The following is a 12670-nucleotide window of genomic DNA, read 5'->3' as shown; positions in this document are numbered from 1 at the left end:
GACTCAACAGTTAAGTGACGATAGCCTAGGAGATACACCTGTACCCATGCCGAACACAGCAGTTAAGCCCTAGAACGCCTGAAGTAGTTGGGGGTTGCCCCCTGTTAGATACGGTAGTCGCTTAGCAAATTGGGAGTTTAGCTCAGCTGGGAGAGCATCTGCCTTACAAGCAGAGGGTCAGCGGTTCGATCCCGTTAACTCCCATATAAGCGGGTGTAGTTTAGTGGTAAAACTACAGCCTTCCAAGCTGTTGTCGCGAGTTCGATTCTCGTCACCCGCTTTGAACATAGTTCATACCCAAACTTGGTTTGGGCGCGTAGCTCAGATGGTTAGAGCGCACGCCTGATAAGCGTGAGGTCGGTGGTTCGATTCCACTCGTGCCCATTATATGGTCCGTTGGTCAAGGGGTTAAGACACCGCCTTTTCACGGCGGTAACACGGGTTCGAATCCCGTACGGACTATATTTGGAGGATTACCCAAGTCCGGCTGAAGGGAACGGTCTTGAAAACCGTCAGGCGTGTAAAAGCGTGCGTGGGTTCGAATCCCACATCCTCCTTACTACTATCGCGGGATGGAGCAGCTAGGTAGCTCGTCGGGCTCATAACCCGAAGGTCGTAGGTTCAAATCCTGCTCCCGCAATTTCTTTAAGAATTTGGCTCGGTAGCTCAGTTGGTAGAGCAATGGATTGAAGCTCCATGTGTCGGCGGTTCGATTCCGTCTCGCGCCATAAATTTAATATTATATTTCGGAGAGATAGCGAAGAGGCTAAACGCGGCGGACTGTAAATCCGCTCCTTCGGGTTCGGGGGTTCGAATCCCTCTCTCTCCATACCTTTACGGGCATAGTTTAAAGGTAGAACTAAGGTCTCCAAAACCTTCAGTGTGGGTTCAATTCCTACTGCCCGTGTTATATGGCGGGTGTGGTGAAGTGGTTAACACATCAGATTGTGGCTCTGACATTCGGGGGTTCGATTCCCCTCACTCGCCTATTTTAATATTGGGGTATCGCCAAGCGGTAAGGCAAGGGACTTTGACTCCCTCATGCGTTGGTTCGAATCCAGCTACCCCAGTTCAACTATATGCCGGCGTGGCGGAATTGGCAGACGCGCTGGACTCAAAATCCAGTGTCCGCAAGGACGTGCCGGTTCGACCCCGGCCGCCGGTATAGTTTATATAGGAGAAACGTTGATTTATCAGCGTTTCTTTTTTGCTTTGTCTGGCGGCTAGGGTGGTTTTAGGCTCAAATTTTTTCTGACATTGTAGTAATGTTAGATTTGCTATAGTACTTCTACTTTATTACGTTGATAATGGGAAAACAGTTGTTTCCTGTATTTAAAGTGTTGATTAATTTGGGCAAGGCTCTATTTGTTTCTTGTGGGCTGATGACAAGCTTTTATGGGGCTGTTTGAGGATTTCTCTAAGCGGTGAAAGTTTTGTCATGGGCTTGTTCTTCTATCTCTTATCGACTTGGAAAAGTATGTAAAAATTTTTAGGTCTTTTTTTTTGACAAATAAATGAAAATATTGCACAAAATACTTGACAAATCGCTTGTTATACTAGTATAACAAGGCTTGACTTTACAGCCAAGCCTTTCCTAATTGCTAAAAAAGGAGATTCAATTGATGGGCAAGAAACTGATAAAGAGCACAGCTATTGGAGTAGCGACTCTTAGCTCATTTGTAATTGCAAATGGTGTGCATGCTGAAGAAGCTGTAAATACCCCTACAAGCCCTGTGGAGAGCCCTGAGGTGTCTCTGACAGCTAGTGTGGGTATTGAGACGGTATCAGGTGTTATCGTGACCAATGGTACTGCTGTTGTAACAGAAACACCGACTGAAGCAACGGTTAATCAGGCGGCTAGTATTAAGACTGCTGCTGACCAGGCTGTAACTGATCAGACTGCTGTGGTGGTGGATGCGAGTGTTGCCGAAGAAAACGCCGCAAACGTGGTTGAAAGGGCCACTGAAGTGGTTGCAGAGGCTGAAAGAAACAAGGCCGAAGCGACTGATGAGAACATTGCGACTGCTGAAACAGGGGTGGCTGATACGCAAACAGCTATTTCAGAAGCTGAAAGCAAGGCTACTCAAGCCGCTGAAAACACAGCTGAAGCACAAGCAAAAGCCGATGATGCACAAGCTAAAGTAAATAGTGACCAAGCGGCCATTGACGCTCAAGAGACTGTTGTGGACAATGCTCAAACAGTTGTGGATAATGCACAAGCAGTTCTAGACGGCGCTGGTAAAGAGACAATTATCACAGAACGTGACGCTGCTGCAAGTAACCTTGAAGTTGCTAAAGCAGACGAAACCAGAGCTCAAAGTGACCTTACTAAAGCTCAAGAAGCTGATGCAAAGAAAGCAAGTGACTTGGCAACTGCTAAAGAAACTGAAGCTACTCAATCCGCAACTGCTGACAAGACTGCAAGCGACCTTGCACAAGCACAGGCTGATGCTACTAAAGCGGCAGCGGACTTGGTAAATGCCAATACTACGGTGGATAAGGCCCAGAAGGCACTAGACGGTACTGGAGCTGCTGCAATCATTGCAGAACGTGATGATGCACAGGCAGACCTTACAAAAGCCCAAGCTGCCGAAAACAAGGCACAAAACGACCTTGAAACTGCCCAAGTCGCAGATGCTCAAAAGGCCAGCGATATTGCAAGCCTAACACAAACGCAAACGCAGCAACAAGCAACTGCTGACCAAGCAGCCGCAGCCCTTGCAACAGCAACCGCAGACGCTAAACTCAAAGCAGACGCAAAAACAGCTGCCGACAACAAAGTGGCAGACCTTACAGCTCAAATCGATGCTATCGAAAACATGACAGTACCAACATTGTCACAAGATGTTATCGATGTTTATAAGAATTATGTAAATGATAGTTCTCAAACAAACAAAGATGCATTAGCCACTGCGTTATTAAACTGGTATAATAGTCAATCTAAAGCAACCACTCCTATTGATCCAACCACTGTTGACCCTCAAAATTTAACAGCAAGCCAAGCAACAGCATTAACGCAATATTATGTGTACTTAGCAAACAACCTTCAAGATCAAGTTTGGGGTAAACATGAATATGTTGTTACTGAAGAAGCTATTGCTGCTATTCAAAACATTGCTAATGCATACGCATCTGAAAACCAACCATGGTCATCTGGTCACAGCAACACGGCATTAAATGCTGACGGAAATTCAACAATGAATTGGTCATCTGAAAACATGGGTACTGGTGTTAAAAACACTACTACAATGACAGATATGTATGCTCGGCTATATAATGTTGTAGTTCGTGGATTCATGGTTGCAGATGAAGGTAGTGATTTTGGTCATATGATTAATATGATTGGTGTCACAACACCGGGATCAACATTAACAGCTGTTGGTGTTGACAATAGTGTAACGGCGTTAGGTACAGCTCGTTTACATTTTGTTACATTCAATAGTAAAGTTAAAACTATCCTCCCATCACCATACGACACAACAGCCCTCAAGGCTAAATTGGCAACGGCTAAGACAGTACAAGCTCAAGCGACACAAGCTGACAAGCAAGCACAAGCAACCCTTGCTAGTGCAACGACTGCTAACAACCAAGCTCAATCAGCTTTACAAGCAACTACGGCTCAATTGACTGCTTTGAAAGCTACTGCCGACCAAACACCAGCCGCCCAAGCTACATTGACAAGTGCAACCACTGTGCGTAAAGCCGCTGAAACTCGTTTGTCAACTGCTCAACAAGCCGTTGACAACCTAAACGCTGACGTAGCAACCAAGACGAAGGCTCTTGAAGATGCGAAATTGGTTCAAGCAAAAGCTGTCGCAGCAGACACAAGTGCCCAAGCAACTCTTGCTCAGGCAAGAACTACAAATGACAAGGCTCAAGCAGCACTTGCCGAAACTCGTGCAACCATTGCAAGCCTTGAAGCAATCACTGACCAAACACCAGCCGCCCAGGCTACCTTGACAAGTGCAACCGCTGCTCGTCAAGCTGCTGAAACTCGCTTGGCTAAGGCTCAACAAGCTGTTGACAACCTCAACGCTGACGTAGCAACGAAGACGAAAGCTCTTGAAGATGCGAAAAGTCAATTGGCTACTGAAGAAGCAAAATTGGCTCAACTGAAAGAAGCTAAGTCTACAAGCGAAGTCGTTCTTGCAGAAGCTCAGTCGAAAGTAGAGGCATTGAAGGCTGAAGAAACTAAGATTGCAGATGAAATTGCTGTATTGAAAGCGCAACTTGCTGAACAAGTGGCTAAGCTTGCAGCACTCAAAAATGCTGATCAAGTCCTTGCAGACGCTCAAGCAGAGCTTGCAAAAGCTATCAAGGCTCACACTGCTGCTAAAGCAACCCTTGACGCTGAAATCGATAAGTTGGACCAATTCTTGAAGAACCAACGTGATGCTAAAGCTCAATATGAGGCTGTGAAGGAGGCTTATACCCAAGCACAGATTGTGGCTCAGAGACAAGCTATCAATGATGTAGGCGGTCAACCGATTGCTATCACAGATAAAGTTGGTAAGATTGTGGGCTACTTTGATGGCAACCAAACTGCAGGTACTAAGCTACAGCCAATCACTTATAGCAGAGTTGAAAAGTATAGACAGCTGCCACAAACGGGCTCACAAGAAAGCCTTTTGGTATTGTTAGGCTACACGGCCCTTGCTTGTCTTGGACTAGGTTATGCAAAAAAACGGAGAAGAGGATAGGAAAGAATGGTAGAACAACAAAATATAAACCAATTTGGTCGCGAGGAACTCATTGATATTTTGCAGTATTTGTATGTGCAGATTGATGAATTCTTTACTATTAAGAATAAAATGTCTTCTATTGTTGAACAGACTATTAGTACACGTGTTAAACAGGCTACAACAGCTAAGTATAATCGGAATGGAAATATTGGTGGTATCATTTTTGCCCTGATGGGAGTGGTTGAACTCGGAAATAATTTTTTCAACGCTCTTTTCATGATGGGTGTGATGTATCTATTTGGGCAGGCTACAGTCCGTCTCTTTATGTGGCTTATGGCTAGACCGACTAATAAAAAACATTCGGCTTTCGGTCTCAATTATACTGTAAATGTACTTAGTAAGAAACAACTTGAGAAGGTTACTCAAGAAGCAACTGTTGAAGCGGAACATTCTCAAGAATATCAGTCGCTCCTTGCAGATAAGTTAGCATTGGAAAGCAACCAGACACTTCTTTATTTCTTGTCTCTGATTCCTGATAATTTTGCAAATTTGACAGATTTTGCGGGTATGTTGGTCTTGTTGCAGGATTTCCGTGCAACGAATTTCCAAGAAGCTGCCAACCTTTGGCGGACAGAACAGCATCAGCAATCTGTGATGAATCAACAGAAAAAAATGGCGGAACAATTGGCGCGGAGTAATGCTCAAATTTCACAACTGCGTGATCAGGCAGAGCGACTTCGTAAAGGGCAGGCTCATTTGGAAGATGCCGCGGCAAGGGCAGCTATCCAGAATGCGCGAGCTAATGAAAAATTAGCTAACATGGAGCGTTACGGCGTCCATGCAACTATTCGCTGATTCAAATGAACTGGAGAAGTCCTGGTTTGTAGGAGAAAGATGAAAAAGAAATTATTAAGAGTAGGTTTTGTAGCCTTGTCAGTTTTGGTGTTAACGGCTTGTCAGGTGGGAACGAAAGAATATCTATCCGTTTCTTTTAAAAGAAGATTCTTTTGTCAAAACTTCAACAGATTTCTATGTTTACAATTTCTCTAAATTGATTATTGACAAGGATGGTATTGTTACACTAGAAGCACCGAGTGAACTAGATAAAGATAAAATGGTTAAGCTATCAGCTCAGTCGGATCATTTTTATCGTGATAGTATCGATGATGTCTATGCAAGTTTGACTAATCTCGAGTATAGGGATGTTACAACAGAGGTGGAATCTGCTGTTAACAGATGGTAAGAATAGTTTGAAATGAAGAAACACTGAGAAATTGGTGTTTCTTTTTTATTAAGAAGGCTTATGAGTTGCTATGGATAGATATACTCTTTTTCAGTAAATTTTCCTTGTTTTTTTGTTTTCTATGTGGTATACTTAACAAGTTAATTAAAAGGTTAAGGGGATGCCTATGAATCGTATTGCATTAGAAATTGAGAAGTACCTGCACGAGATTGTTTTGAGTTCGGAGAATCAATTGGAGATTTTGGTTGGTTCTTGTCAAAGCACGGTGAAGTTGACGAATACGCAGGAGCATATTTTGATGCTTATTGAAAAGGCTGCATATACTAATACTGAGATTGCTAAGGAGTTGAATGTTAGTCAGGCTGCGATCACGAAGGCTACAAAGTCATTAGTTGCTCAGGGGTTATTGGTGGCGGTTAGAGATGATAAGGATGCTCGTATTGTTCGCTTTAGTTTGACTGAGGCTGCTAAGCCTATTGCTGCAGAGCATGCTCATCATCACGCGCATACCTTGGAAGCTTATGAAGAGCTTTTGGAAAATTATAGTCTCGAAGAGCAGGAGTCAATTGCTCGATTCTTAAGTGAGTTAGTGGAGAAGATTAGAAAATAAATGAGATATATTACTGTGGAAGACTTGTCGTTTTACTACGACAAAGAACCGGTTTTAGAACATATTCATTATTATCTTGATAGTGGGGAATTTGTGACTTTGACTGGTGAGAATGGCGCAGCCAAGACAACCCTCGTTAAGGCGACTTTGGGGATATTGAAGCCCAAACAGGGGAGGGTTTCTATTGCTGAGAAGAGTATAAAAGGTAAGAAGTTGAGAATGGCCTATTTACCTCAGCAAATTGCAAGTTTTAATGCTGGTTTTCCGAGCACGGTTTACGAATTTGTAAAATCAGGGCGTTATCCTCGACAAGGTTGGTTTCGTCGTTTGACAGCCCATGATGAGGAACATGTTCGGATTAGTTTGGAATCAGTTGGAATGTGGGAACATCGGGATAAGCGCTTAGGTGCCTTGAGTGGTGGGCAGAAGCAGCGTGCGGTCATTGCGCGTATGTTTGCTTCGGATCCGGATATTTTTATTCTGGATGAACCGACAACAGGGATGGATGCAGGGACCAAGGATGCTTTTTACCAGCTCATGCATCATTCGGCTAAGAAGCATGGAAAGTCGGTTTTGATGATAACTCATGATCCCGATGAATTGAATAAATACGCTGATCGTAATATTCACCTAGTTCGTGATCAACAGTCTCCTTGGCGTTGTTTCAATGTTCATGAAGCGGATGAGGAGGTTGCTGATGTTTGATCTATCTGTATTTCATTATGACTTTATGCAGCGTGCTTTCCTGGCAATCATTGCGATGAGTCTGTTCTCGCCTATTTTGGGGGTCTTTTTGATACTCAGACGACAGAGTTTGATGTCGGATACTCTTAGTCATGTTTCGTTGGCGGGGGTTGCATTTGGTTTGGTATTGGGGATTTCACCAACGCTTTCGACTGTTCTTGTCGTTATTGTGGCAGCTGTATTTTTAGAGTATTTGCGGACAATTTACAAGAATTTTATGGAAATTGGGACGGCTATCCTCATGTCGACTGGTTTGGCTATTTCGCTCATTGTCATGAATAAATCTGGTGGGAAATCAGGGCTTAGCCTGGAACAATATCTGTTTGGCTCGATTGTGACGATTAGTCAGGAGCAGGTAATTGCTTTGTTTACGATTGCTGTGATTGTCATTGTACTGACATTGCTGTTTTTACGTCCGATGTATATTCTTACTTTTGATGAGGATACGGCATTTGTAGATGGGTTGCCTGTGCGAGCTATGTCCATTGCCTTCAATGTGGTGACTGGTGTTGCCATTGCCTTAATGATCCCTGCGGCAGGTGCTTTGCTGGTTTCAACAATTATGGTTTTGCCTGCTTCTATTGCATTGCGACTTGGTAAGAGTTTTAAAGCTGTTATCTTTACTGGGATGGGCATTGGCTTTTTTGGAATGGTCATGGGCTTGCTGACTTCTTACTATGCAGAAACCCCAGCTAGTGCAAGTATTACCTTGATTTTCATTAGTATTTTCTTACTGGTGAATGTTGTTCAAAAATTTAAAAAATAAGGAGTTAAGATGAAAAAAGTTGGTTTATTATTCTTGTCTGTCTCAGCTTTGCTTTTGGGGGCTTGTGGCAATAGCACAGCTTCTGAAGATGGGAAGTTGAATATTGTAACGACCTTTTATCCTGTTTATGAGTTTACCAAGCAGGTGGCAGGTGATGAGGCAAATGTTGATCTGTTGGTTAAGGCTGGGACAGAGGTTCATGGTTATGAGCCGTCAGCTAAAGATATTGCTCGTATCCAAGAGGCTGATGCTTTTGTTTATGAAAATGAAAATATGGAAACATGGGTTCATGATGTTGAAAAATCACTTGATACAACAAAGGTTAATGTGATTAGTGCGACGGAAGGGATGCTCTTGTTACCAGGTAGTGAAGAAGGTGAGGATCACGACCATAGTGAGGAGGGGCATAGCCATGCTTATGATCCGCATGTATGGTTGTCTCCTGAGCGTGCCATTACACTTGTAGAAAATATTCGAGATAGTTTGGTAGCTAAATATCCAGAAAAGAAAGATGCTTTTGAAACAAATGCGGCAGCCTATATTGAGAAATTAGATGCTTTAGATATGAAATATTCTGAAACATTATCTGCTGCGAAACAGAAATACTTTGTTACACAACATACTGCATTTGCATATTTGGCTTTGGACTATGGTTTGAAACAAGTTTCTATTACAGGTGTTGCTGCAGATGAGGATCCGACTCCATCACGTCTAGCAGAATTGACAGAGTATATTAATAAATATGGTATTAAGTATATCTATTTTGAAGAAAATGCGTCAAAATCTGTTGCAGAAACACTTGCCAAAGAGACTGGGGTTCAGTTGGACGTTCTTAATCCTCTTGAAAGTTTGACGGATGAGGATATGAAAAATGGTAAGGATTATATTTCTGTTATGGAAGATAATCTGACTGCCCTTGAAAAAACAACTTCCCAAGAAGGTTCTGAAATTTTGCCAGAAGAGGGTGCTGAGACTGCGCAAACTGTTTATAATGGTTATTTTGAAGATAGTGCCATAAAAGATCGTACTCTTTCAGATTATGCAGGTGAGTGGCAATCTGTTTATCCATACTTGCTTGATGGTACACTAGATCAGGTCTGGGATTACAAGGCTAAGATCAAAGGTGGTATGACAGCTGAAGAGTACAAGGCTTATTACGATACTGGCTACAAAACAGATGTTGATCAAATTAACATTACAGATAATACCATGGAATTTGTAGTGGGAGATAAGAAAGAAAAATTCACGTATAAGTATGTGGGCTACAAGATTTTGACCTACAAAAAAGGAAATCGTGGTGTTCGTTTCTTGTTTGAAGCAACGGATGCAAATGCTGGTAACTATAAATATGTTCAATTTAGCGACCACAATATCGCCCCTGTTAAAACAGGTCACTTCCATATCTATTTTGGTGGAGAGAGCCAAGAAAAACTCTTGGAAGAGTTGGAAAACTGGCCGACATACTACCCTGTTGGTTTGACTGGTTTGGAAATTGGTCAGGAGATGCTGGCTCACTAAGAATAATGAGAAGACTGGGCAAGGTGTTCAGTCTTTCTTCTTGACAATTTTTGACTACAAATGTAAACTAAAGTTGGAAAATGATTGTTGGGAGGTGAATGTGTGGAGCAGACAATTTCTGCTGCGGAGTGGCAGGTCATGCGGGTCCTGTGGGCCCATCCTGGTGCGACTTCTCAGGAAATTATTCAGGCCTTGCAGGAAGGCTTTGATTGGCAGGCGACGACCATTAAGACACTTTTAGGGCGGCTGCGGAAGAAAAACTATTTGAGAATGGTCAAGGAAACCAGCAAATACCACTATTATCCGCTGATTAGTGAAGAGGAACATTTGCAGGGGCAGGTGGAGCTCTTACTAGCTACCATATGTTCCACAAAACAGGGGCAACTGGTTGAAAAACTGCTAGACACAGGGACATTTTCCCAAAAAAGCCTAGAGAATCTGGCCGGCAAAATCTCGCAGTTACAAAGGACTGCACCCGAGCAAATCGCTTGTCGGTGCTTGGCTGGTCAATGTACCTGTGGGCATCATCATACTCTTCGAAAATCAACCTCAGACGTTGTTGCCTTGATTTGATGAGTGTAAAGCTCCGGTGGAGCTTTACAGCCTACTACCTGAAAATGCGAAAGTAGTAGGGTTCTATCTGCTCTTGGAGAAACGAAGACGTTCGCTCTATTTTCAACCTCCAAAGGTTCCCCGAACCTTTTTGTAGCGAACAGGCTCGCCCAATTTCCAACCTCCAAAGGTTCGGGGAACCTTTTTGTAGCGAACAAGTTCGCTTTATTTCCAACCTTCAAAGGTTCCCCGAACCTTTGAAGCTAGTCTGAATCTGATTTTCATTGAGTATAAAAAAGGAGAGAGAACATGAAGCAAACTTTGAAATTGAAAAACTTATCGTGCCAAAACTGTGTCAAGCATGTGACCAATCACCTCTTGGACTTGGATGGGGTGGAAGAGGTGAAAATCCAGCTGGAAGAGCAGTTGGCGGAGGTGGAAACCTCTGTAGCCTATGACTTAGAACAGTACCAAGAGGTGCTGGAAGATACTATCTATGAAGTGGAAGAGTTGGTATAGTCATTTAGTTTCTCTTTTATTACTTCGACGAGCGAGGAAACGTCGTTTCCTTATTTCCAACTTCAAACACTCCACTGGAGTGTTTGAATTCGCCTTGCCTGATTGAAACAGTCTGGGGGATACGAATAGTCCGGTGGACTATTCGTACCTGAGCCTGAAAACAAAAAAGCGAAGTACATCAGCTGGTCTCCTAGAAACAAGAAAGCATTGAGTTATGCCTGCGGCTCGTTGCCTTGTACTAAAAGTAAACTAAACGACTATATAAGCGAAAAAGCAGCCGTCGGGCTGCTTTTTATAATGCTTTGAGAAAATGAGTCAGGTCTAGTTGCGCTTGTGCAAGTGAAATTTGGTCCCAGAAGCCGTCTGATCGAAAGCGTGGAATCAGGTGGACATGGAAATGGGTGCCAGCATCAAACAAGCGATCGTTGCAGGCTATGGTCACACCGTCAATTGTCAATACTTGACAGAGTTTATCAGTCAAAAAGACTTCCAAGTCCGATAGCTCATAGCGAACAGCAGAAGGGATTTGGCTGAGCGTATCATAGTGTTCCTTGCTGATAATCAGTAGATGCCCTGTTTGGACAGGGTCAATATCCCAGACCACCTTGAAATGCTCCGTCTGGTAGAGAATATCTTCTTCTTTGAGTTGGTGGCAAAAAATACAGGTCATGTTTTTTCTCCTAGGTTAGCAGAAAAGGAAATCACATAGGATTTCCTTGAAAAACACTAATAAGTCAAAACTGAATATTTTTTCTTACCACGACGGATAACGGTCAACTCGCCGTCAATCTTGTCGCTGTCAGAAAGGGTATAGTCCAAGTCCTGCACACGCTCACCGTTGACATAAATGGCACCATTTTGCACATCCTCACGAGCTTGGCGTTTTGAGTTGACAATACCAGAGGTGACTAGGAGTTCAACGATGTTAAGGTTGTCTTCAGCCTGTACAGCGTAGTTTGGAACGTTGCTGAGGCCCTGTTTGAGTTCTTTTGCGGATAGGTTTTTGATGTTACCAGCGAACAATTGCTCGGTGATGTTAAGGGCTTGGTTGTAGGCTTCTTCACCGTGGACCAATGTCACGACTTCCTTAGCCAAAATCTTCTGAGCCAGGCGTTCATGACGGGCAGCGTCAAATTGTTTCTCGATTTCAGCAATCTCATCTAATGACAAGAAAGTAAAGATCTTCAAGAAACGAACGGCATCATCATCCATGACATTGAGCCAGAATTGGTACATTTCATACGGTGAAGTCTTGTCGGCATCCAACCAAACGGCGTTGCCTTCAGACTTACCGAACTTCTTACCTGTTGAGTCAGTGATGAGGGGAACAGTCATCACGTGACCAGACTTGTCAGCCTTGCGGCGAAGCAACTCGGTACCCGCAGTCATGTTGCCCCACTGGTCAGAACCACCGATTTGCAGGGTCACGTTGTGTTTGTCATTGAGCTCGTAGAAGTCATAACCCTGCATGATTTGGTAAGCAAACTCGGTGTAGGAAATCCCTGTTTCAATCCGTTTTTTCACAGAGTCCTTGCTCATCATGTAGTTGACTGTGTAGTATTTACCAACATCACGAAGGAAGTCGATAAAGCTGATGTCTGAGAACCAGTCGTAGTTGTTGACCATTTCGGCCTTGTTGTCACCATTTTCAAAATCCAAGAAGCGAGAGAGTTGACCTTGGATTTTTGTCACCCAACCGTCCACGGTATCTTTGGTTTGCAAGCTGCGCTCCGCATCCTTGAAGGAAGGGTCGCCAATCAAACCAGTTGCACCGCCAACTAGGGCGTAAGGCTTGTGCCCTGCTAATTGCAAGTGACGGCAGACGAGGATTGGTACCAAATGCCCCAAATGCAGGCTGTCGGCAGTTGGGTCGTAGCCAGAATAATAGGATACTTGCCCTTCTGTTAATGCTTTTACTAGGGCTTCTTCATCAGTCGTTTGAAAGACCAAGCCACGTTCTTTTAGTTCTTCAAAAATGTTCATGCGTTTCTCCTTCAACAAGATGCTTTGGTTTTTGAGTTTTTTACAAGCTAAAA

The 12670-nt window shown here is 43.4% G+C and carries 11 protein-coding genes, 12 tRNA genes and 1 rRNA gene; 22 read left to right on the top strand and 2 right to left on the bottom strand.

Annotated elements, in window-relative coordinates:
- Positions 1 to 10: 10 nt before the first annotated feature.
- The 22 genes from rrf to ODU46_RS09320 all read left to right on the top strand — a co-directional run bounded on the left by rrf (position 11) and on the right by ODU46_RS09320 (position 10634).
- A 5S ribosomal RNA gene (rrf, locus tag ODU46_RS09425) occupies positions 11 to 126 on the top strand.
- Positions 127 to 131: 5 nt separating this feature from the next.
- Positions 132 to 204, top strand: a tRNA-Val gene (locus tag ODU46_RS09420).
- Between the two features lie 5 nt (positions 205 to 209).
- Positions 210 to 280, top strand: a tRNA-Gly gene (locus ODU46_RS09415).
- A gap of 30 nt (positions 281 to 310) precedes the next feature.
- Positions 311 to 384: transfer RNA gene (locus tag ODU46_RS09410), tRNA-Ile, on the top strand.
- 6 nt (positions 385 to 390) lie between these two features.
- A tRNA-Glu gene (locus ODU46_RS09405) sits at positions 391 to 462 on the top strand.
- Positions 463 to 467: 5 nt separating this feature from the next.
- Positions 468 to 557: transfer RNA gene (locus ODU46_RS09400), tRNA-Ser, on the top strand.
- A gap of 9 nt (positions 558 to 566) precedes the next feature.
- A tRNA-Met gene (locus tag ODU46_RS09395) sits at positions 567 to 640 on the top strand.
- 15 nt (positions 641 to 655) lie between these two features.
- Positions 656 to 728, top strand: a tRNA-Phe gene (locus ODU46_RS09390).
- Positions 729 to 748: 20 nt separating this feature from the next.
- Positions 749 to 829, top strand: a tRNA-Tyr gene (locus ODU46_RS09385).
- 7 nt (positions 830 to 836) lie between these two features.
- A tRNA-Trp gene (locus ODU46_RS09380) sits at positions 837 to 907 on the top strand.
- 7 nt (positions 908 to 914) lie between these two features.
- Positions 915 to 987, top strand: a tRNA-His gene (locus ODU46_RS09375).
- An 11-nt stretch (positions 988 to 998) separates the two neighbouring features.
- Positions 999 to 1070 (top strand) — tRNA-Gln (locus ODU46_RS09370).
- Between the two features lie 11 nt (positions 1071 to 1081).
- Positions 1082 to 1165 (top strand) — tRNA-Leu (locus ODU46_RS09365).
- Positions 1166 to 1622: 457 nt separating this feature from the next.
- Positions 1623 to 4700 (top strand): SEC10/PgrA surface exclusion domain-containing protein, encoded by a 3078-nt coding sequence (locus tag ODU46_RS09360; RefSeq protein ID WP_398579543.1) that lies wholly within the window; start codon positions 1623 to 1625, stop codon positions 4698 to 4700.
- A 6-nt stretch (positions 4701 to 4706) separates the two neighbouring features.
- The gene (locus tag ODU46_RS09355) at positions 4707 to 5537 is read left to right on the top strand and encodes a hypothetical protein (protein ID WP_114866106.1); all 831 of its coding nucleotides are present in this window, start codon (positions 4707 to 4709) and stop codon (positions 5535 to 5537) included.
- 259 nt (positions 5538 to 5796) lie between these two features.
- Positions 5797 to 5925, top strand: a complete 129-nt coding sequence (locus ODU46_RS09350) for a hypothetical protein (RefSeq protein ID WP_395423888.1) — start codon at positions 5797 to 5799, stop codon at positions 5923 to 5925.
- A 166-nt stretch (positions 5926 to 6091) separates the two neighbouring features.
- Positions 6092 to 6535 (top strand): zinc-dependent MarR family transcriptional regulator, encoded by a 444-nt coding sequence (locus ODU46_RS09345; protein ID WP_012774904.1) that lies wholly within the window; start codon positions 6092 to 6094, stop codon positions 6533 to 6535.
- Positions 6536 to 7240: a metal ABC transporter ATP-binding protein gene (locus ODU46_RS09340; protein ID WP_318804496.1), complete on the top strand. Its 705-nt coding sequence runs from the start codon at positions 6536 to 6538 to the stop codon at positions 7238 to 7240.
- Positions 7233 to 8045 (top strand): metal ABC transporter permease, encoded by an 813-nt coding sequence (locus ODU46_RS09335; protein WP_002936593.1) that lies wholly within the window; start codon positions 7233 to 7235, stop codon positions 8043 to 8045. Before ODU46_RS09340 ends, ODU46_RS09335 begins: the two co-directional genes overlap by 8 nt.
- A gap of 9 nt (positions 8046 to 8054) precedes the next feature.
- A complete protein-coding gene (locus ODU46_RS09330) occupies positions 8055 to 9563 on the top strand; it encodes a zinc ABC transporter substrate-binding protein AdcA (RefSeq protein WP_398579542.1) in 1509 nt (502 codons plus the stop codon).
- 102 nt (positions 9564 to 9665) lie between these two features.
- Complete coding sequence (locus tag ODU46_RS09325; protein ID WP_172078541.1) at positions 9666 to 10136, top strand: CopY/TcrY family copper transport repressor; 471 nt, start codon at positions 9666 to 9668, stop codon at positions 10134 to 10136.
- Between the two features lie 288 nt (positions 10137 to 10424).
- The gene (locus tag ODU46_RS09320; protein ID WP_172078540.1) at positions 10425 to 10634 is read left to right on the top strand and encodes a cation transporter; all 210 of its coding nucleotides are present in this window, start codon (positions 10425 to 10427) and stop codon (positions 10632 to 10634) included.
- A gap of 292 nt (positions 10635 to 10926) precedes the next feature.
- Here ODU46_RS09320 and ODU46_RS09315 read toward each other — a convergent pair whose 3' ends face one another.
- Positions 10927 to 11304: an HIT domain-containing protein gene (locus tag ODU46_RS09315; RefSeq protein WP_172078539.1), complete on the bottom strand. Its 378-nt coding sequence runs from the start codon at positions 11302 to 11304 to the stop codon at positions 10927 to 10929.
- Between the two features lie 56 nt (positions 11305 to 11360).
- Positions 11361 to 12617, bottom strand: coding sequence for a tyrosine--tRNA ligase (gene tyrS / locus ODU46_RS09310; RefSeq protein ID WP_398579541.1), 1257 nt, complete (start codon positions 12615 to 12617; stop codon positions 11361 to 11363).
- Positions 12618 to 12670 lie beyond the last annotated feature (53 nt).

It is taken from the genome of Streptococcus sp. 2020WUSS089, from assembly GCF_044427405.1.
GTDB lineage: Bacteria > Bacillota > Bacilli > Lactobacillales > Streptococcaceae > Streptococcus > Streptococcus hashimotonensis.
The sequence above is the reverse complement of the archived record's forward strand: the minus strand, read 5'-3'. Positions and strand labels throughout refer to the sequence as shown.